Genomic DNA, 19,250 nt, shown 5'->3' with positions numbered 1-19,250 from the left:
GTCATGGCCAGCACGACGGTGTCGATCTCCCCCGCCGCGACCATGGCGCGCAGCTCGTCGAGGGTGAGCCGGGGACGGCTGCTCATCGGGTCTCCAGTTCGGCGGGGTCGGAGGGGGGAACGGGGCGGGTGCCCACGGCGGGGTCGAGCGCGTCGGCGGGACCGGCGGCAGCGGCGGAGGTGTCGTGGACGACCGGCCCGGTGAACCAGTTCCGGGCGGAGGCCAGCCACCACACGCCGGCGAAGCCGACCACCACGGCCACCGCCACCGGGGTGTAGTTGAAGCTCTCGGCGGTGATCGGACTGGCCGTCGGGAGCATGAACAGCACGGTGATCACCGCCGTCCAGACCACCGCGACGATCCCGATCGGCCGGCTCCAGCGGCCCAGGTGCCAGGGGCCGCGCGGGAAGTCCTCGCCCTGGCGCAGCCGCAGGTACACCGGCAGCACGTAGGAGATGTAGAGGCCGATGACGGAGATCGAGGTGACGGCGGTGTAGGCGGTGGTGTTCCACAGCGCGGGCAGGCCGAGCAGCAGGGCGCCGCCGGTGGCCAGCCAGACCGCGTTGGTCGGCGTCTGGGTGCGCGGGTCGATGCGGTGCCAGAGGGCGGAGCCCGGCAGCGCGCCGTCACGCGAGAAGGCGTAGATCATACGGGAGTTGGCGGTGACCGAGGCCATGCCGCAGAAGAACTGGGCGCCGATGACGATCAGCAGCAGGACCTTGGCGCCGTCGGCGCCGATGGCGTCGATGAAGATCTGCGCGGGCGGGACGCCGGTGTCGCTGGCGAGCGCGCCGTCGTAGTCCCGGATCGCGAAGGTGATGCCGAGCAGCAGGACCCAGCCGGCCACCAGGGAGACGGTGATGGCGTTGACGATGCCGCGCGGTCCGGAGCGGGCGGCGTCGTGGGTCTCCTCGGTCATGTGCGCGGAGGCGTCGTACCCGGTGAGGGTGTACTGGGCCATCAGCAGGCCGATCATCGCCACGTAGAACTGGTTGTGGAAGCCGGTGTTGTCGACGAACTGGGTGAACACGAAGGAGGCGGAGGCGTGCTGGTCCGGCAGCAGGACGAGCGCGCCGACGATGGCGGCCACGCCGACCAGGTGCCACCAGACGGAGACGTTGTTGAGGACGGCGACCAGGCGCACGCCGCGGGTGTTGAGCAGGCCGTGGATCACCAGGATGACGGCGAAGATCTCCATGGTGTGCGCGGGGCTGGCCTCGACGCCGAACTGGAGGGTCAGGAACGCGTTGGTGAAGAAGGCCGCGCCGTAGTCGACGCCGGCGGTCACCGCGACCTGGCCGAGGAAGTTGAACCAGCCGGTGAACCAGCTCCAGGCCGGGCCGCCGCTGCGGGCCAGCTTGGCGGACCAGTAGTAGAGTCCGCCCGCCGTGGGGTAGCTGGAGCAGATCTCGGCCATCGCCAGCCCGACGCAGAGCGTCAGCAGGCCCACCACCGGCCAGGCCCAGATGATCATGGCGGGGCCGCCGGTGTTCATCCCCGTGCCGTACAGGGTCAGGCAGCCGGAGAGGATCGAGACGATGGAGAAGGAGACGGCAAAGTTGGAGAAGCCCGTCATCGAGCGGGCCAACTCCTGGGTGTAGCCCAGTTCGCGCAGCCGCTGCTCGTCGGCGGAGAGGGTGCCGGCGGCGGGAGCGGCGGGGGCGGTGGCGGAATCGGTGCCGGAAGCGGTGGGGGAATCGGCGCCGGAAGCGGCGGGGGACGTTGCGGCGCCGGCGTCGGTGCCGGTAACACTTCCGGTGTTCGACGGAAACCCGAGCGGGGCAGGGTGGTCGGGTGAGCGTGCGTCGGTCATGGGCACCCCTGGGGGTTGAGGGTGTGCCGGCGGGCGCGGGCCACGACGTCGTGGCGCGACTCCCCCGGCGGGTGAGACGGTCGGACGGCTCTTCCAATGGTCCGGAACCAGACCATTGGGGTGGGTGATCAGCATCGTTCCGGCTCGGCCCGGGCCGCGTCAAGAGCGGAAAGGGGATGAGTCCCGGAACCCGACCGTAGGTACGATTCCGGCGTGGACGTCGACGAGGCACGCGAGCGGGCCCGCCAGGACTGGCAGGCCGGGGCGATCTTCCGCCCGGTGCGGACCGGCAACGCCTTCGAGGAGACCGTCGAACGGCTGCTGCAGGCCATCAAGCTGGGCGTCTTCGGCCACGGCGACCGGCTCCCCGCCGAACGGGACCTCGCCGCCCGGCTCGGCGTCAGCCGCGAGACCCTGCGCGAGGCGCTGCGCACCCTGCAGCTCGCGGGCTGCACCGAGTCCCGCCGCGGCCGCTACGGCGGCACCTTCGTCACCTACCGGATGCCCGAGCCGGACGTCGCCGAACTGCGCCGCGCCGTCCGCGACCTCGGCGACGACCTGGAGGACGCGCTCACCTACCGCCTGGTGCTGGAGAGCGGCGCCGCCGAGGCCGCCGCCCGCCGCACCCTCGCCCCGGAGCAGCGCGCCTACCTGGAGAGCCGGCTCGCCGACCTGGAGGGCGCCCCCGCCGAGCGGTACCGCCAGCTCGACTCGCGCTTCCACCTCGCCGTCGGCGAGCTCACCGGCTCCCCCACCCTGGCCGCGGGCATCGCGCAGGCCCGGATGCGCCTCAACGACCTGCTGAACGCCATCCCGGTGCTGGAGCGCAACATCGAGCACGCCGCCGAGCAGCACCGGGCGATGGTCCGGGCGATCCTCGACGGCGACGGCGAAGCGGCCCGGCGCGCCACCGAGGAACACCTCGCCGCCACGGCCGCCCTGCTTCGGGGCTTCCTGGGCTAGATCACGCCCTCGTGGAGCACTGCCGGGCCCGCGACGGGCGGCTTCGGCGGTTCGGGCTTCGGCGGGGCCGGGCTTCAGCAGTGCCCGGCTTCGGTGGTTCGGGCTTCAGTAGCGCCCGGCTTCGGCGGGGCCGGGCTTCAGCACGTCGGCGCCGCGGGCCCGGCCAGGGGTTCGTCCCCGGCGGCGGGCCGCAGGCCGCGCAGCAGGTGGGTGAGGAGGTCGTCGAAGACCTGGTCGAGGGCCGCCCCGGAGAGCTGTCCGGAGGCCGCCTGGGCGGCGACGCCGTGCACCGCGGTGTAGAGCACGTTGAAGATCCGGTCGGCACTGCCCGCCCGCAGCTCGCCCTCGCGCTGCCCCTGGGCGATGACCGCATGGATGTCCTCCTCCAACGGCCCCCAGGCGAGCCGGAGTTCGTCCGCGACGGCGACGTCGTGCTTGCGCGCGAAGGTGAGTTCCAGGAGGGCGGGGTGCGCGGCGGCGAAGTCGACGTACGACCGGGCGAAGGCGAACATCCGGTCGCGGAAACCCTCGCCGCTCCTGGCCAGGCGGCTGCGGCCGGCGGCGGTCATCCGCTGGATGCCGGTGAGCGCGAGGGCGTCGAGGAGGGCGCGCTTGTCCTTGAAGTGGCGGCTGGGCGCGGCGTGGCTGACGTCGAGGGCGCGGGCGAGCTCGCGCAGTGAGAGCGCGTCGACGCCCTGCTCGCGCAGCGTCTGCTCGGCGCGCTCCAGCAGTGCGGCGCGGAGGTCTCCGTGGTGGTAGCGGCCCGTTCGCATGGGCATCAGCATACGGGAATGTAGTCGTTGACTACTTTGTTGGCACTGACTACATTGAGGTGCGGCGCCGACCGGGGCACCCGACCCCGCGCCTGCCGAGACGAGGAGCGTCATGGACTTCGCCCGCAAGACCACCCTGATCACCGGAGCGTCCACCGGTATCGGGGCCGCGTTCGCCCGCGAACTGGCCGCCCGTGGCTCCGACCTCGTCGTGGTCGCCCGCAGCGAGGACAAGCTGCGCGGCCTGCAGCAGGAGCTGACCGCGGCGCACGGCACCACCGTGCACGTCGTCCCGCTCGACCTCGCCCGGCCCGGCGCCGCCGCCGAACTCCAGCAGCGGGTCGAGGCACTCGGCGCGACCGTCGACATCCTCGTCAACAACGCCGGCTTCGCCACCTTCGGCGCCGTCGCCGAGACCGACCCGTCCCGGATGGCCGAGCAGGTCCAGCTCAACTGCCTCACGCTCACCGACCTGACCGCCCGGCTGCTGCCCGGCATGGTCGACCGCGGACACGGCGCCGTCGTCAACATCGCCAGCACGGCCGCCTTCCAGCCGATCCCCCGGATGGCCGTCTACGGCGCCACCAAGGCGTACGTGCTCTCCTTCACCGAGGCGCTGGCGAACGAACTGCGCGGCAGCGGTGTGCGGGCGCTCGCCGTCTGCCCGGGAGCCACCGACACGCCGTTCTTCGACGTGGCGGGCGAGGAGGCCGCGGTCGGCGTCCGCCGCCGGCCCGAGCAGGTCGTCACGACCACCCTGGCCGCGCTGCGCAGGGGCCGGCCCACGGTCGTCGACGGGCTGGTCAACCGGCTCGGCACGCTGGCGCCGCGCCTGCTGCCGCGCCGCGCCACCGTCGCCGTCGCCGAACGCGTCACCCGGCCGAGCGCTGCGGCCTGAGCGGCCGGGACTGCCTGAGCGGCCGGGGCTGCCGAGAACTGCCGGGAGCAGCCGCCCGAGCGGGCGGGGACGCGGCCCCGCCGGCCCGGGCGGCCGCGTCAGGCCGAGCCGTAGTAGGCGGCGATCGGGGCGCGGGCCTCGTCGAACAGCGCCGGGCCGTCCTGCGGGACGGTCGGCCAGGCGCCCGACCCCGGGTTGAGGTCGACGAGCTGGTCGGTGGAGAGGGCGAAGACCACCCGGCCGAGGCCGGAGCGGACGATGGCACCGGCGCACATGGAGCAGGGCTGGCAGCTGGTGTACATGGTGGTGCGGGCGGCCTCGTCGGGGGCGAGCTCACGGGCCGCCCAGCGGGCCAGCTTCAGCTCGGGGTGGGCCGTGATGTCGTCGTCGCGGCGAACGGTGTTGTGCGCCTGGACGAGGACCGTGCCGTCCGGACCGGCCAGCAGGGAGCCGTAGGGGGCGTCGCCGAGGGTCACGGCCTCGGCCGCGATCGCGACGGCGCGGCGCAGCAGGGGTTCGTCGGCGGGGGTGATCACGGTGTCCTCCAGTGGGTGGCCACGGCGGCGAGGTCCCGCCAGGCGGTCTGCGGGTGGCGGGTCTCCTCCGGATCGCCGTGGTACGGGTCGAGCACCACGGTGCCCGCGCCGAGGCTGCGGAGCCCGTCGAGGTCCTCCAGGACCTGGTCGAGGGTGCCGACGCCGGCCGGGCGGTCGGGGTCGCCCACCGGCGCGGCGGTCAGCCGCAGCGCGATCCGGGGCGCGAAGCCCGGCAGCTCGTGCTGCGCCAGGACCTCCCGCATCCGGGCCATCGGGAGGCGCAGCGGGTGCCAGGCGTCGCCGAACCGGGCGGCGCGCCGGAGCGCCGCCGCACTGTGGCCGCCCACCCAGACGGGCACCGCGGATCCGGTCGGCCGGCCGTCGGTGGGCGGGCCGTCCGCGGGCCGTCCGTCGGTGGGCCGGTCGACCGCGCCCGGGAGTGCCGGGGCACCGGCCGCCGGGGCCGGGTGCCAGGCCTCCCGCAGGACGCCCAGGTACTCGTCGGTCAGCCTGCCGCGCTCGGCGAACGGGACGCCCAGCGCCTCGAACTCCTGGCGCGCCCAGCCGACGCCCACCCCGAGGACGAAGCGACCGCCGCTCAGCCGGTCGAGGCCGGTGGCCATCCGGGCCACCAGCAGCGGGTGCCGGTAGGGCAGCACCAGCACCGTCGTGCCCAGCCGCAGCCGGGTGGTGAGGCCGGCCAGCCAGGACAGCGTGGTGAACGGCTCGTAGAACGGCTCCGGGTAGCGTGCGGCGACATCCCCGGTGACGGCCACGTGGTCCGACACCATGAGCAGGTCGAGGCCCAGCCCCTCCGCCGTCCGCGCCCACTCCCGCAGCACGCCCGGATCCGTCCCGGGCCCGAAGTTCGGTACGTTGACGCCAAGTTGCATGCCCCGAGGCTATCCCGGCGATCATGAGGCAGGGAACGGAGACTTCCCGGTCGTGGCGGCCCGCTGCCGTGGATCTCCCGGTAGGGTGGCCGGATGGCCGTGAATCTTGACGACGTCGACTGGGCGATCATCGAGCAGCTGCAGCAGGAGGCCAGGATCTCCCTGAGCGAGCTGGGGCGGCGGGTGAGGCTCAGCCCCTCCGCCACCACGGAACGGGTGCGCACCCTGGAGTCGCTGGGCGTCATCAGCGGCTACCGAGCCGTGGTGGACCTGGCCAAGGTCGGCTACCCCGTGCTCGCCGTCGTCCGGCTGAAGTACCCGGGCAACCGCCACCAGCCGCTGCGCCGGCTGCTCGCCGAGCGGCGGGAGATCCTGGAGTGCCTGCGCACCACCGGGGACGACTGCTACACGCTGAAGGTGGCCGCGACCTCCATGGAGCACCTCGAGGTGCTCGTGGACGAGCTGGCCGGCTTCGGCAGCACGACCACCAGCGTCGTGTACAGCCAGACGCTGCCCGGCCGCGGCCCCGGCCGGCCGTGACGGTCCACCGGCGCTCCTGTCCGGCCCGGCCCGACGGAGCGGCCGGGCACCCCGACCCGCCGGCGGGCCCACCCGGCCCGGCACCCGCCCGGGGTCAGCGCCGGCCGGTGCGGCGGGCCGGCGGGGATATCCGGACGCGCTGCGTCACGGGCGCGCTCTCGAGGTCGTCGAGCTGGGCGAGGACGGTGGCCCGCAGGTCGTCGTAGTCCTCGAAGCGGTGGTCGTTGAACAGGGTGTAGCCCGTCCACATCAGGTTGGCGCACACCCGGGCCGGCACCCGGCCCGTCCGCGCGCCCATGCCGACCAGGGCCACGGACCGGATGCTGCCCGGCGCCGCCGCGTTCTGCCGGTGGACGGCCTGGAAGGCGGCGGCGCAGGCGAGGGCCACGTTCAGCGTCTCGCTCACGTTCTGCGAGGACCCGGCCATCGTCGGCGCCGAGATCAGGAAGCGCGGGTTGGTCGCGCCGGAGGGGACGCAGACCGCGCTGCCCACCGGGAGCGCCCCCGCGGCCTCGTCCCGGATCGCCCGCTGCACGCGCAACTGGATGCCGGCGCCGAGGTGACGCCTGATCACCGCGTCGACCCCGCCGTCCATCCGGCCGCGCGCGTTGGTGGGGCTGACCCAGGCGTCGACGTGCTCGTCGAGGATCGAACCCACCCGGACCTCGACCCCGGGGACGTCGGCGAACGCCGCCCTCCAGGCCTCCACCACCGACGCGTTGACGTCGGCCAGCACCACCCTCAGCGGGGACCGCGTGTCGTCCATGCTCATGCTCCACTCCCATCGGCGTACGGCCTCGACCGATCACGACGCTAGCGCCCACCTCTGACAATCCGCGGACCACGGGCTGTCACACCCCGCAGGTAGGAATGGGGGTGTCCGCCAGGGGCCCGCCCGGTGCCTGACGGGCCCTCACGAACGAGCCGACGTCCCGGAGTGCCGCCCCATGAGCGAAGCCAACGCCACCACCCCGTCCGACCCGACCGACCCGCTGGCCCTCGCCGAACTCTTCGCGGGCGGCGGCGAGCCCTGGCTGCCGCTGCTGAAGCCGGTCATCGAGGCCCGGCCCGACGCCGCCGCGTTCATCGGCCCGGGGCGCGGCCCGGACGTCGTCCCCGTCCGCGAGCTGACCTTCCAGGCGCTGAAGCCCCACGCGCCGCACAAGTGGAAGGTCGTCGTCTTCGGGCAGAACCCCTACCCGCGGCCGGAGAGCGCCACCGGCATCGCCATGTTCGACAACACCTTCCACGACTGGAAGGACAGCCAGTTCGGCCGGGTCGTCAGCATCCGCTGCATCATCAAGGCGGCGGCGATGTGGAAGTACGGCATACCCAAGAAGACACCGATCGCCGACGTCCGGGCGCTGCTGAAGGAGAAGGAGACGGTCCAGCCGCCGGAGTGGTTCCAGGCGATGCTCACCCAGGGCGTGCTGCTGCTGAACGCCGCGCTGACCGCCAGCAGCGACGGCGCCCTGGGGCCGGAGCGGCACACCGCGTTCTGGCGGCCCGTCGCCGAACGGATCGTCGAGGAGATCCTGCGCGCCAAGCAGGACGCCGACGAGGAGGACCGCGGCGTCGTCTTCGCGTGGTGGGGGGCGCACGCCCGCAGCCTGAAGAACGTGGTGCTCCGGCTCCAGAAGAAGTACCCGGGCGTCGAGGTCCGGCACATCGACCACCCCAACCCCGCGGCGCAGGGCGACGTCTTCTGCGACGGCGCGCACTTCGCGACGGTCAACGAGGCCCTCGCCTCGCTGGGCGCCGAGGAGGTCGACTGGCTCCCGAGCACCGGGTGGAACCAGCACGCCGACGGGCAGGGCCCGGCCGACGGCGACGTCGCCGAGCGGATGGGCGCGTTCATCGCCTCCACCATGGAGCTGCACCAGCTGTACCTGGAGCGGCTCGCGAGCGTCAAGGACGAGGGCCTCGTCCTGCCCGCGATCACCGGCGTGTTCGACACCCCGCTGATGGACTTCCGGGAAGCCGTCGAGCCGGTCGCCCGGTTGCTGCGCGGGCTGGACCGGCACGTCACGCTCTCGCACGAGTTCGGCAAGCGCCGGGCCGACGGCGCACCGGCCGCCGCCGGCGGGCTGTCCGCCGACGCGATCGCCGCGCTCTACCTCTACACCTGCGAGTCGGCGTTCTACCGGGAGATCAACGCCGTCCTGCGCTCCCCCGACCGCTCCCGCCTGGTGCCCTACCTGCCGTACCTGCGGCTGCTGTTCGCGGCGGTGTCCCAGCTGCCCGTCCGCACCGAGCCGCTCTGGCGCGGCGTCCCGCTGGACCTCCGGACGCAGTACCCGCTGGGCCGGACGGTGACGTGGTGGGGCGTCTCCTCCTGCACCTCCAAGCTGGGCGTGGCGCAGGCCTTCCTCGGCAGCCGCGGCAAGCGGACGCTGTTCGAGGTGCGCCCCGCCCGGGCCACCGGCATCCAGGACTTCTCCGCCTTCACCGGCGAGGAGGAGTTCATCCTGCTCCCGGGCACCCAGTTGGAGGTGACGGACGTCCGGACGGAGCGCGGCGGTCTGTGCACCGTCACGCTCACCGAGCTGGCGGAGCAGACCCTGGTGTCCTGACCGGCGGGCCCGGGGCGGTCGGGCGGGCGGCGGGACGGCGGGGGCGGCGCGCGTCCGGGGCGGGCGGGGCGTCGGCGGGTACGCTTCCCCTGGACCGCGCGCGACCGCGAACCGCGACTCCCGACCCGTGGACCCCGGCCCGCACCCCTGCCGCGCACGAGCCGCCCCGGGCGGCGGACCGCCCTCCCGGAGGCGCCCCGTGAGCACCTTCCACCTCGGACTGGACGCGGGCGGCAGCAGGACCGGCGCCGTCCTCCTCGACGCCGACGGCGCCCTGCGGGGGCGCGGCGAGGGCCCCGGCGCGAACCCGGCCGGGCAGCGCCCGGGCGACGTGCTCGCCCACCTCGGCGCGGCCGCCGCCGGCGCCCTGGACGGGCGGGATCCCCGGCTGGTCGGCTCCTGCCTGGTCGGGCTCGCCGGGTACCGGGCCCTGCCGGATCCCGAGCGGTTCGCGGAGCGCTGCCGGGCCGCCCTGCGCCTCGACTGCCAGGTGCGACTCGTCCCGGACACCGTGCCGGCCCTCGCCTGCGGCGGCGTCACCGACGGGCACGGCACCGTGCTGATCGCCGGCACCGGCACGGTCTGCGCCCGGCTGGCGGGCACCCGCACGATCGCCCGCGCCGGCGGGCTGGGCTGGCTGCTCGGCGACGAGGGCGGCGGCTTCTGGCTCGGCCGCGAGGCGCTCCGGCACGCCCACGCGGACCCGGCCGGCCCGCTGGGTGCCGCCGTGCGCGCCCACTGCGCCGCCGACTCCCCCGACGACCTGTTGCGCTGGGCCTACCAGGGCCCGCCCCGGCGGCTCGCCGCCCTCGCCCCGCTGGTCTCCCGGCTGGCGGAAGAGGGCGACGGCCCCGCCCTCGCGATCGCGCACACCGCCGCCGGCCAGCTGGCCGCCCTGGCCCGTGCCACCGCCGTGCCGGAGGAGCCCCTGGTCCTCGCCGGCGCGGTCGCCACCTCCGCCGGCCCGGTCCGCGAGCGGCTCCTCGTCCTGCTCGCCGACCTGCACCCCCGGCTCCCCCGCACCGACCCGGCCACCGCCGCCGCCCGACTGTCCGCCCGCCACGCCGCCCACCGCCCGGCCGCGCACGACGACGACCCGCACGACGACCCGCTCGACCACGACGCGGCGCCCGACGGCACCTCGCCCGACAGCCGCTCGCCCGACAGCCGCTCGCCCGGCGACCCCCCGCCCGGCGACCGCTGACAGCGCCTCACCCGCCCCCAGGCCACCACCCCCGAGCCGGCAACTCCACTGCACCCCAGCGGAAATGGCATGCACGCCACTAGCCAACCGGTCAGTAGCACCCCTACCGTCGACTCCCCGTGGCTTCGACGGAGGAGCACGCCTTGCGCCCACGCCCCCACCCCCTCCGGTTCCCGGCCGCCGCCCTCGCGTCGGCCCTGCTCGTCACCGCCGCCCTGACCACCACCCCCACCGCGGCCGCCCCTGCCCCCGCGCCGGCCGCCGCGGCCGACTACTGCGGCGGCCGCTGCACCGACATCCTGCCGCCCGGCGAGAACGGCAACGCCACCCTCGCCGAGATCCTGCTCAACCGGGTGTTCGGCAGCCGCCCCGCCCACACCGACGACCAGCTCGGCCCGTACGCGGGTCTCGCCGCCGGCTACCCCGGGCTCACCGACGCCAAGCTGCGCGACTTCTTCAACGACGCCTCCTTCGGTGTCCCCGCCGACCAGGTGGCGAGCACCGCCAGCCCCCGCGGCGACGTCACCATCGTGCGCGACAAGGCCACCGGCGTCCCGCACATCAGCGGCACCACCCGCTACGGCACCGAGTTCGGGGCCGGCTACGCGGCGGCCCAGGACCGGCTCTGGGTGATGGACCTGTTCCGGCACGTCGGCCGCGGCCAGCTGTCCGGCTTCGCGGGCGGCGCCGCCGCCAACCGCCAGCTGGAGCAGAGCTTCTGGCAGGCCGCCCCGTACACCGAGGCGGAGCTCCAGCAGCAGATCGACGCGCTCGCGTCCCGCGGCGGCCGGGCCGCCCAGGCCCTCGCCGACGCCACCGCCTACCTCGACGGGATCAACCAGTACGTCCGGGAGGCCTACAACGGCCGCACCTTCCCCGGCGAGTACGACCTGACCGGGCACATCGACCCGATCACCAACGCCGGGTCCATCGAACCGTTCAAGCTGACCGACCTGGTGGCCCTCGCCTCCGTGGTGGGCGCGCTGTTCGGCTCCGGCGGCGGTGGCGAACTCGCCTCCGCGCAGGTCAAGTCGGCCGCCGAGGCCCGTTACGGCAAGGACGCCGGGGACGCCGTCTGGAAGTCGCTGCGCGAGGCCGACGACCCCGAGGCCGTCGAGACCCTGCACGACGGCCAGCGCTTCCCCTACGCCACGGTGCCCGACAGCCCGCAGGGCGAGGCGCCGCCCGACCCGGGCTCGGTGGTGCCCGAGCGGATGGTCTACGACGCCACCGGCTCGGCCGGCACCGCCGCCACCGCGGCACCGGGTCTGCTGCCCGGCAACCTGCTCAGCGCCCGGCACGGCATGTCCAACGCCCTGCTGGTCTCCGGCGCCCACACCGACGACGGCCACCCCGTCGCCGTGTTCGGACCGCAGACCGGCTACTTCGCCCCGCAACTGCTCATGCTGGAGGAGATCCAGGGCCCCGGCATCAGCGCGCGCGGCGCCGCCTTCGCCGGCCTGAGCTTCTACGTCCAGCTCGGCCGCGGCCAGGACTACGCCTGGAGCGCCACCTCCGCCGGGCAGGACATCACCGACACCTACGCCGTGCCGCTCTGCACCACCGACGGCTCGCCCGTCACCACCGCCGCCGAGTCCTACCTCTGGCACGGCCAGTGCGTGCCCCTCGACCGGCTGGAACGCAAGAACGCCTGGAGCCCGACCACCGCGGACTCCACCGCGGCCGGCTCGTACACCCTGGTGATGTACCGCTCCAGGTACGGCCTGGTCACCGCCCGCGGCACGGTCGGCGGCGCGCCCGTCGCCTTCACCTCGCTGCGCTCCACCTACCGGCACGAGGCCGACTCGATCATCGGCTTCCAGGAGCTCAACGACCCCGGCGCCGTGCACGACGCGGCGGGCTTCCAGCGGGCCGCGCAGGACATCAACTACACCTTCAACTGGTTCTACGCCGACTCCCGCGACATCGCCTACTACAACTCCGGAACCAACCCCGTCCGCGCCCCTGGCGTCGACCCTGGCCTGCCGATGCGCGCCGAACCGGCCTACGAGTGGGCCGACTTCGACCCCGTCACCAACACCGCGCGGTACACCCCGCCCGCCGAGCACCCGCAGTCCGTCGACCAGGACTACTACATCTCCTGGAACAACAAGCAGGCCGACGGCTTCACCACGGCCGGCTTCGGCAACGGCTCGGTGCACCGCGGCAACCTGCTCGACGACCGGGTCAGGGCGCTGCTGCAGGGCGGCGGCAAGGCGAGCAGGGTCTCCCTCACCCAGGCCATGGAGGGCGCCGCCCTGACCGACCTGCGCGCCGAGGACGTGCTGCCCGACCTGATCCGGGTGCTGCGCAGCGCCCCGGTCACCGACCAGACGGCCGCCACCGCGCTGCAGCAGCTGGAGACGTGGCTGGCCGACGGCGGCCGGCGCAAGGAGACCTCGGCCGGCAGCCACAGCTACGCCGACGCCACCGCGATCCGCGTCATGGACGCCTGGTGGCCGCTGCTCGCCGAGGGGACGATGCGCCCCGGCCTCGGCGACCAGCTGTTCACCGCGCTGACCGGCGCCCTGCAGATCAACGAGTCGCCTTCCGGCGGGCAGAGCGGCCCCGGCGGCGGCTCGACGAGCGCCAACGAGTCGATCCCGCACAAGGGTTCGGCCTTCCAGTACGGCTGGTGGAGCTACCTGGACAAGGACCTGCGGTCCGTCCTCGGCGACCGGGTGGCCGGCCCGCTGGCGCGCCCGTACTGCGGCGGGGGCGACCTCGCGGCCTGTCGGGGCGTCCTGCTCGACACCCTGAAGCGGGCCGCCGCCCAGACCCCGGCCCAGGTCTACCCGGGCGACGCCGACTGCTCGGCCGGTGACCAGTGGTGCGCCGACACCGTCATCCAGCGTCCGCTGGGCGGGGTGACGGACGTCAGGACGACCTGGCAGAACCGGCCGACCTACCAGCAGGTGGTGCAGTTCACCGCCCACCGCTGAGCCACCACACCGCCGAGCCGCCGAGCCAGGACGTCGCCGGTGCCCCGCCCGACCCGGGTGGGGCACCGGCGACGGCCGTCAGGACGGCTTCGACGCCTCCGCGGCCCCGGAACCCGATCCCGACCCGGAACCCGCCCCGGACCCCGCCTGCGCGGTCAACCGCCGCCGGTGGCCGCGCAGGTGCTCCAGCGGATCCCGGAGCCGCCGGCCGGCCTGCAGGTACGCCGTGCGGCCGTCGGGAGTGGTCATCCGCATGTGGACGGCGTCGGCCAGCTCCGCCGCCGTGTCCACCAGCTCGATCAGCTCGGCCAGCAGCGCGGCCTGGTCGGCGGGCACGACGGCCTCGCGGCGTGCCCGGGCCCGGGGCAGGGCGTCCTCGCGGATCTTCGCCCGGGCCTCCCGAACGGTGGTGCTCATCGCCTCGATGTCGCCGTCCACGCCGGCCCCCTGTCCGTGCTGCGCCTGCCGAGTCGCGGTGATCCTTCCCCGGGCGGGGCGGCGGCACTCCCCCCGGCCCGGGCGGGCGGCGGGGGTCCGCGCACCGGCCCGGGCCGGGAATCCGGCGGACCCGGCCCGGAGGGAGGACATAGGCTCCTGACATGGCGACAGACGGATCACTTGCAACCGGTCAGCGTTCCCTCGGCGACCCTTCCCTCGACTACCCCCTGTGGCCCCCGCTCACCGCCGGCTGTCCGGGCACCGGCACCGCGGACGTCGCCTACCCGGTCGAGGTCGACTACGCGTACGGGAAGGCGGACCCGGCGGCCCTGTTCGCGCCGTCGGAGGTCGCCGGCCTGGAGCGGTGGGCCCCGCTGCTGCCGCCGCTGCTCGCGCCGGGCCTGGGCGAGGGCGGCACGCCGCTGGTCGAGCTCGAACCGGGGGTGTACGTCAAGGACGAGTCCCGCAACCCGACCTGGAGCCACAAGGACCGGCTGAACCGCTGCACCACCAGCGCCGCCGTCGGTGTCGGCGCGGCCGGGATCGCGGTGGCCTCCTCGGGCAACCACGGCGCCTCCGCCGCCGCCTACGCGGCCCGGGCCGGGCTGCGCTGCGTGGTCCTCACCGGCCCGGACCTGCCGCCGAACGTCGACGCGTTCCTGAACGCCTACGGCGCGGTCGTGCTGCCGGTGCCCTGGGAGGCGCGCTGGCCGCTGCTGCGCCAGGTGGTCGACCGCCTCGGTCTGCACCCGGTCAGCAACCTCACCACCACGCACACCGGGCACGCGTACGGCCCCGAGGGCTACAAGACCGTCGCCTACGAGATCTTCCGGGACCTCGGGGTGCCGGGCGCGGTCTTCGTGCCCACCGGCTACGGCGAGCTGCTGTTCGGGGTCTGGAAGGGGTTCGCCGAACTGCACCGGCTCGGGCTGGCCGAGCGGGTGCCCAGGATCTACTCCTGCGAGTCGGCCTCGGGGGCGCCGCTGGCGAGTGCCCTCCGGCAGGGCCTGCCGGCCGCGCGCACGGCCGTGGCGCCGGGCCGGGCGTACTCGATCGCCGCGCCGGTCGGCGGCTACCGGGGCGTGCTCGCGGTGCGCGGGAGCGGCGGCCGCGCACTGGTGCTGGACGACGCCCAGCTGACGGCCGCCCAGGGCGAGCTGGCCCGGGCCGGGCTCTGGACGGAGCTGTCCGCGGCGGCCGGGCTCGCCGGGCTGCGCAGCCTGGGCGGGGCGGCGGGCGGCTCCCGGGGAATCGAGGGAGCCGAGGGCATCGAGGGACCGGTGGTCTGCGTGTCGACGTCCAGCGGCTTCAAGGACCTCGGGGTCGGCTCCCGGAGGACCGAGCCGGTCGCCCCCGAGTGGGAGGCCGTCCACCGCCGGCTGCAGGCCGCCGGGATCCGCGGCTGACCGCCCCCGCACGGGCGGCGGACATCCGGCCCCGGAACCAGGACCAGGACCAGGCGTCCGGCAGCGGGACCAGGCACCCGGCACCCGGCACCGCGGAAACCCCTTGGTCCCCGGTGCCGGGTGCCGGTACGGTCGCGGTGTGGCCGTCGTAGCGAACTCTCGCCGATTTACCGGCCCCCCGGCCCCCGTTGGGCGCCGCAGGGGTCGGACGTCGCCACGCCTCCAGGGCTGAGCCGCCGGCCCGGGGCGGCGGTCGTGCCCAGGGGCCGGGGGGTGTGCCGTCACCCTGTCACCGCTCCCGGCCAGGAGGCCGCCATGTCCGTACCCGGCACCGCCGTTCCCGCCCGTCTCTCCCCCGAGCAGCTCGCCCGCGACCTCGCCGTCCGGGACCTCACCGATCCCGCCGCCGGTCCGCACGCCGTACAGCTCGTCCTCGCCCGTGCCGTCGAGGCGCTGGCCGCGCTCTGGGGCTGCGAGGTCCGCTGGTGGCGCGGTGAGCGCGTCGTCACGGTCGAGGACAACTACGACCACCTCGGCTACCGCGCCGACGACATCACCCGCGACACCCGGTACACCCGCTACGTCGACGACCGGCGGATGCTCCGCAGCCACTCCAGCGCCCTGGTGCCGGCGGCGCTGCGGGCCCTGGCCGCGGATCCGGCCGAGGACGTCCTGCTGGTCTGCCCCGGCCTGGTCTACCGCCGCGACAGCATCGACCGGCTGCACACCGGCACCCCGCACCAGCTGGACCTGTGGAGGCTCACCCGCCGCCCGGCCCGGCTGACCACCGCCGACCTGGACGGGATGGTCACCGCCCTGGTCGGCGGTCTGCTCCCGGGCGCCGAGCACCGCCACGAGGAGCGCGTCCACCCGTACACGCTGGCCGGCCGCCAGGTGGACGTGGCCCGCGGCGCGGAGTGGATCGAGGTCGCGGAGTGCGGCCTGGCCCACCCCGGCGTGCTGGCCCGGGCCGGGCTGGGCGCCGAGTGGAGCGGTCTGGCCCTCGGCATGGGGCTGGACCGGATGCTGATGCTGCTCAAGGGCGTGGACGACATCCGGGTGCTGCGGTCGACCGAGCCGTCGGTGGCCGCCCAGCTGACCGACCTCGCGCCCTACCGGCCGGTGTCCGCGATGCCCGCCGTCCGCCGGGACCTCTCGGTGGCGGTGGACCGCGACGACCTGGCGGAGGACCTCGGGGACCGGGTCCGCGACGCGCTCGGCCCGGACGCGGACTGCGTGGAGACCGTCGAGATCCTCGCCGAGACGCCGTGCTCGCAACTGCCGCCACGGGCCCTGGAGCGGCTCGGCGCGCGCCCCGGGCAGAAGAACGTCCTGCTCAAGCTGGTCCTGCGGCACCTGGACCGGACGCTCACCGACCGTCAGGCCAACCTGCTGCGGGACCGCGTCTACGCCGCCGTCCACCAGGGCACCGCCCACCAGTGGGCGGCCACCGGCTGACGGCCGCCGGTGGGGGCGTGGCGGCGGCCACCACCACACCCCCGCCACGCCCCGGCCACGCCCCGGCCACGCCCCCGCGACGACCCGGCCTCAGAGCCGGACGAGCACCTTGCCGCGGCTGGCGGCCCGGTCCTGGTAGAGGCTGCGGTAGGCGGCGGGGATGGTGTCGAAGCCGCGGTGGACGGTCTGGTGGTACTGCAGGTCGCCGCTGCGGACGAGGCCGCCGAGGTCCCGCCGCAGGGCCGTCCAGTTCTCCTCGGTGAACCACTCCAGCGAGAAGATGCCGCGGACGGTGGTGCGCGGGAACATGATCATCGGCAGCAGCCGGGGGCCCGTCCAGCGGCCGCCGACCTGGCTCCCCCACTGCCAGCAGACCGCGACCCGGCTGTCGACGTTGAGCATGGTGAAGACGACGTCGGTCAGCGTGCCGCCGAGGCTGTCGAAGTAGCGGTCGACGCCGTCCGGGGCCGCCTTGGCGAGCCGCTCGGCGAGCCGCTCGGGGTCGTCGCCGTCGCGGTAGTGCAGGACGGCGTCGAAGCCCAGGTCCCTCAGCCGGTCGGCCTTCTCCGCCGTCGCCGTGGTGCCGACGACCCGGGCGCCGCGGTGCCGCGCGAGCTGGCCGACCAGGGAGCCGACGGCCCCGGAGGCGCCGCTGACCAGCACGGTGTCGCCGGGGCGCACGGCCAGGAACTTCTCCACGGTGCCCCAGGCGGTCATCCCGGGCCCGCCGAGGACGCCCAGGGCGGTGGAGATCGGCAGGGCATCGTCGTAGTGGTCGGGGTCGAGGCGGCGGTAGGCGGGGAAGACCATCGGGAAGGTACCGGTCTGCCAGGGGGTCGGGGCGCCGTTGCCGATCACGTGGCTGCGCCAGCCGCCGAAGCCCTGGACGAGGTCGCCGACGGCGAAGCGGGCGCGGGGGCCGGCCTCCAGCACCTCCATGATCGAGTCGGCGCCCATGTGGTCCCCGACCGGGGTGTCGAGGGCGATCCCCTGGAGGTACGGGTCGACGGAGACGTACCGCGTGCGCAGCAGCATCTCGTCCTCGGCGAGCCGGACGTCGACCTCCTCGACCACCTTCCGGTACATCCGCTCGACGTCCGGCACGCCGTCGGCGTGCTCGTGGACGACCCACTTCTCGATCTTCACGAGGTGACTCCAAACTGGCGGTCCGCGGGGCCGACCGGCTCGACCAGCAGGGTGGGCGGCGGGGCGGTGTCGTCGACGGCGGCGGTGAACGGCTTGCGGTCGTCGCGGCAGATGAACTGCACGACGTGGCGCCCGGCGGCGGCGGCCCGGATGAGGCCGCCGGTGGTCGCCCAGACGCCGGAGAGGTAGAAGTCGCGCAGGCCCGGCAGCCCGGGGCCGTTGCGCTTGATCTCCTCCTCCAGGGTCTCGCCGCTCTCCACGAAGGGCTGCCAGCCGAGCACGGTGCCGTCGTAGTTGGCGGTGTAGCGGACCTGGGTGAGGGGGGTGGAGACGTCCTTGACCGCGACGGCCTCCTTCAGCCCCGGGTGGTGGCCGTCGAGGAAGTCGACGAGGGCGTCGCGCACCCGGCGCTTCTCCCTCTGGTACTCGCGCCCGCGGCCGACCGGCAGGGTGTGCAGCTCCTCTCCGCGCCGCAGCCGGGGCGCCTGTTCGGGGCCGGTGCTCAGGGCCCGCCAGGGGGCGATGTCGCAGAAGTAGCTGACGTAGACGACGGTCGTCCCGGCGGGGGACAGTTCGGGGTAGTGGCGGCTGCGGAACTGGACGTTGATGCTGGGGTGCCGGATGCCGGTGAGCCGGGCCGCGAACTCCTCCTCCAGCAGGTGGGTGGTGCACGGGTCCCCGGCCGGGAAGGGCCGGCGCAGGCCCAGGAAGACGGTGAGGTAGCCGGGGAAGACCATGCCGGGTTCGGTGATGGTCCGGGTGTACAGCCGGCGGTAGGTGTCGTTCAGGTAGCGGCCCTTGAGCAGGTCGAGCATGGTCGTGCGGCCGTCGCAGGCCGCGACGACGATGTCGGCGCGGACCTCCCGGCCGTCGCTGAGCCGCACCCCGACGGCCCGGTCGCGCTCGACCAGGATCTCGGTCGCCCTGGCGTTGTAGGTGATCTCCCCGCCGAGCCGCCGGTAGCGCTCCTCGACGGAGCGGGCCAGGCCCAGCGACCCGCCCTCCGGCACCCCGGCCGACTGCCCGGCGTGCGCGGCGAGCTGGAAGTAGGTGGGCAGCACGGGGAAGTTGGGGTGCTTCTCGTAGAGCACGAAGTTGAAGGCCTCGCGCAGCAGCGGGCTGCGGAAGCGGGCCGAGTAGTCGCTCATCAGCTCGGTGATCGAGCGCCGGATCACGTTGAGGTGGGGCAGGAAGGAGGCGAGCATCCGCCAGCGTTCCCGGCGCCCCATGAGCCCGACCGGCTTGAGGAAGGGGTAGTGGACCAGCGCGCGGCGGAAGGACCGCAGTCCGGCGCAGAACCGCCGGATCTGCCGGGCGTCCTCCGGCGCGAGGTCGAGCAGGTGGGCTTCGAGGCGGTCGGGGTCGGAGTAGAAGCGGACGGCGCCGCCGTCGCGGGTGCGCACCACGTTGAAGACGTCGAAGTTGCGCATCACCTTGCCCTGGAGGGCGCCGAGTTCGAGCCAGATCTGGTGCATCTCGTTACCGGGGCCGCTGCCGAGCAGCCAGCTGACGCAGCAGTCGAAGGTGAACTCGCCGCGGTCCCAGGCGGTGCAGCAGCCGCCGGGGAGTTCGTGCATCTCCAGGATGCGGCTGCGGTAGCCGTTCATCTGGGCGTAGCAGCCTGTGGACAGGCCGCCCAGGCCGCCGCCGACGATCACCATGGTCCG

At 74.6% G+C, this 19,250-nt stretch carries 16 protein-coding genes; 8 read left to right on the top strand and 8 right to left on the bottom strand.

Going from position 1 to position 19,250, the window contains the following annotated elements:
• Positions 1-82: 82 nt before the first annotated feature.
• Positions 83-1,576 carry an amino acid permease gene (locus ACIRS1_RS24735; protein ID WP_402843440.1) on the bottom strand — a complete coding sequence of 498 codons (1,494 nt, stop codon included), beginning with the start codon at positions 1,574-1,576 and terminating at the stop codon, positions 83-85.
• 450 nt (positions 1,577-2,026) lie between these two features.
• Between ACIRS1_RS24735 and ACIRS1_RS24730 the strand changes: the two genes are divergently transcribed.
• Positions 2,027-2,776 (top strand): FadR/GntR family transcriptional regulator, encoded by a 750-nt coding sequence (locus ACIRS1_RS24730; protein WP_402843433.1) that lies wholly within the window; start codon positions 2,027-2,029, stop codon positions 2,774-2,776.
• Between the two features lie 137 nt (positions 2,777-2,913).
• Here the strand turns inward: ACIRS1_RS24730 and ACIRS1_RS24725 are convergent, their stop codons facing one another.
• Entirely contained in the window at positions 2,914-3,555 is a 642-nt protein-coding gene (locus ACIRS1_RS24725; RefSeq protein ID WP_402843430.1) for a TetR/AcrR family transcriptional regulator, read from the bottom strand.
• A gap of 106 nt (positions 3,556-3,661) precedes the next feature.
• Here ACIRS1_RS24725 and ACIRS1_RS24720 point away from each other — a divergent pair, with 106 nt between their 5' ends.
• Positions 3,662-4,447: an SDR family oxidoreductase gene (locus ACIRS1_RS24720; protein ID WP_360208527.1), complete on the top strand. Its 786-nt coding sequence runs from the start codon at positions 3,662-3,664 to the stop codon at positions 4,445-4,447.
• A 98-nt stretch (positions 4,448-4,545) separates the two neighbouring features.
• Here ACIRS1_RS24720 and ACIRS1_RS24715 read toward each other — a convergent pair whose 3' ends face one another.
• Both ACIRS1_RS24715 and ACIRS1_RS24710 read right to left on the bottom strand, forming a co-directional pair.
• Complete coding sequence (locus ACIRS1_RS24715; RefSeq protein ID WP_402843428.1) at positions 4,546-4,983, bottom strand: nucleoside deaminase; 438 nt, start codon at positions 4,981-4,983, stop codon at positions 4,546-4,548.
• A complete protein-coding gene (locus ACIRS1_RS24710) occupies positions 4,980-5,876 on the bottom strand; it encodes a TIGR03619 family F420-dependent LLM class oxidoreductase (RefSeq protein WP_402843425.1) in 897 nt (298 codons plus the stop codon). The genes ACIRS1_RS24715 and ACIRS1_RS24710 overlap by 4 nt, the downstream gene beginning before the upstream one ends.
• Before the next feature lie 93 nt (positions 5,877-5,969).
• Here ACIRS1_RS24710 and ACIRS1_RS24705 point away from each other — a divergent pair, with 93 nt between their 5' ends.
• Positions 5,970-6,416 (top strand): Lrp/AsnC family transcriptional regulator, encoded by a 447-nt coding sequence (locus ACIRS1_RS24705; RefSeq protein WP_360208518.1) that lies wholly within the window; start codon positions 5,970-5,972, stop codon positions 6,414-6,416.
• A gap of 94 nt (positions 6,417-6,510) precedes the next feature.
• Here ACIRS1_RS24705 and ACIRS1_RS24700 read toward each other — a convergent pair whose 3' ends face one another.
• Positions 6,511-7,182, bottom strand: coding sequence for a macro domain-containing protein (locus tag ACIRS1_RS24700; protein ID WP_402843422.1), 672 nt, complete (start codon positions 7,180-7,182; stop codon positions 6,511-6,513).
• A 181-nt stretch (positions 7,183-7,363) separates the two neighbouring features.
• Here ACIRS1_RS24700 and ACIRS1_RS24695 point away from each other — a divergent pair, with 181 nt between their 5' ends.
• The 3 genes from ACIRS1_RS24695 (at position 7,364) to ACIRS1_RS24685 (ending at position 13,135) form a co-directional block, all read left to right on the top strand.
• Entirely contained in the window at positions 7,364-8,989 is a 1,626-nt protein-coding gene (locus tag ACIRS1_RS24695) for an ADP-ribosyltransferase domain-containing protein (RefSeq protein WP_402843419.1), read from the top strand.
• Positions 8,990-9,188: 199 nt separating this feature from the next.
• A complete protein-coding gene (locus tag ACIRS1_RS24690) occupies positions 9,189-10,193 on the top strand; it encodes an N-acetylglucosamine kinase (RefSeq protein WP_402843416.1) in 1,005 nt (334 codons plus the stop codon).
• A gap of 143 nt (positions 10,194-10,336) precedes the next feature.
• Entirely contained in the window at positions 10,337-13,135 is a 2,799-nt protein-coding gene (locus ACIRS1_RS24685; protein ID WP_402843413.1) for a penicillin acylase family protein, read from the top strand.
• A gap of 78 nt (positions 13,136-13,213) precedes the next feature.
• On the opposite strand, the gene ACIRS1_RS24680 is transcribed toward ACIRS1_RS24685, so the two are convergent.
• Positions 13,214-13,573 carry a hypothetical protein gene (locus tag ACIRS1_RS24680; RefSeq protein ID WP_402843411.1) on the bottom strand — a complete coding sequence of 120 codons (360 nt, stop codon included), beginning with the start codon at positions 13,571-13,573 and terminating at the stop codon, positions 13,214-13,216.
• Positions 13,574-13,734: 161 nt separating this feature from the next.
• On the opposite strand from ACIRS1_RS24680, the gene ACIRS1_RS24675 reads away from it, so the two are divergent.
• Positions 13,735-14,979 carry a pyridoxal-phosphate dependent enzyme gene (locus ACIRS1_RS24675; protein ID WP_360208505.1) on the top strand — a complete coding sequence of 415 codons (1,245 nt, stop codon included), beginning with the start codon at positions 13,735-13,737 and terminating at the stop codon, positions 14,977-14,979.
• A gap of 315 nt (positions 14,980-15,294) precedes the next feature.
• Positions 15,295-16,437: a hypothetical protein gene (locus tag ACIRS1_RS24670; RefSeq protein WP_360208503.1), complete on the top strand. Its 1,143-nt coding sequence runs from the start codon at positions 15,295-15,297 to the stop codon at positions 16,435-16,437.
• Between the two features lie 90 nt (positions 16,438-16,527).
• On the opposite strand, the gene ACIRS1_RS24665 is transcribed toward ACIRS1_RS24670, so the two are convergent.
• Together ACIRS1_RS24665 and ACIRS1_RS24660 are read right to left on the bottom strand one after the other, a co-directional pair.
• Positions 16,528-17,583 (bottom strand): zinc-binding dehydrogenase, encoded by a 1,056-nt coding sequence (locus ACIRS1_RS24665; protein ID WP_402843406.1) that lies wholly within the window; start codon positions 17,581-17,583, stop codon positions 16,528-16,530.
• Positions 17,580-19,244: an NAD(P)/FAD-dependent oxidoreductase gene (locus ACIRS1_RS24660; RefSeq protein WP_360208559.1), complete on the bottom strand. Its 1,665-nt coding sequence runs from the start codon at positions 19,242-19,244 to the stop codon at positions 17,580-17,582. Before ACIRS1_RS24660 ends, ACIRS1_RS24665 begins: the two co-directional genes overlap by 4 nt.
• Positions 19,245-19,250 lie beyond the last annotated feature (6 nt).

It is taken from the genome of Kitasatospora sp. NPDC101176 (genome assembly GCF_044768035.1).
In the GTDB taxonomy this organism is placed as follows: Bacteria; Actinomycetota; Actinomycetes; order Streptomycetales; family Streptomycetaceae; genus Kitasatospora.
The sequence above is the reverse complement of the archived record's forward strand: the minus strand, read 5'-3'. Positions and strand labels throughout refer to the sequence as shown.

Bases quoted from the DNA above. Each gene is read 5' to 3' on its own strand.
- ACIRS1_RS24670 (WP_360208503.1), top strand. From the start codon at position 15,295: ATGTCCGTACCCGGCACCGCCGTTCCCGCCCGTCTCTCCCCCGAGCAG.
- ACIRS1_RS24725 (WP_402843430.1), bottom strand. From the start codon at position 3,555: ATGCCCATGCGAACGGGCCGCTACCACCACGGAGACCTCCGCGCCGCA.
- ACIRS1_RS24660 (WP_360208559.1), bottom strand. From the start codon at position 19,244: ATGGTGATCGTCGGCGGCGGCCTGGGCGGCCTGTCCACAGGCTGCTAC.
- ACIRS1_RS24720 (WP_360208527.1), top strand. From the start codon at position 3,662: ATGGACTTCGCCCGCAAGACCACCCTGATCACCGGAGCGTCCACCGGT.
- ACIRS1_RS24695 (WP_402843419.1), top strand. From the start codon at position 7,364: ATGAGCGAAGCCAACGCCACCACCCCGTCCGACCCGACCGACCCGCTG.
- ACIRS1_RS24710 (WP_402843425.1), bottom strand. From the start codon at position 5,876: ATGCAACTTGGCGTCAACGTACCGAACTTCGGGCCCGGGACGGATCCG.
- ACIRS1_RS24700 (WP_402843422.1), bottom strand. From the start codon at position 7,182: ATGGACGACACGCGGTCCCCGCTGAGGGTGGTGCTGGCCGACGTCAAC.
- ACIRS1_RS24735 (WP_402843440.1), bottom strand. From the start codon at position 1,576: ATGACGGGCTTCTCCAACTTTGCCGTCTCCTTCTCCATCGTCTCGATC.
- ACIRS1_RS24675 (WP_360208505.1), top strand. From the start codon at position 13,735: ATGGCGACAGACGGATCACTTGCAACCGGTCAGCGTTCCCTCGGCGAC.
- ACIRS1_RS24705 (WP_360208518.1), top strand. From the start codon at position 5,970: ATGGCCGTGAATCTTGACGACGTCGACTGGGCGATCATCGAGCAGCTG.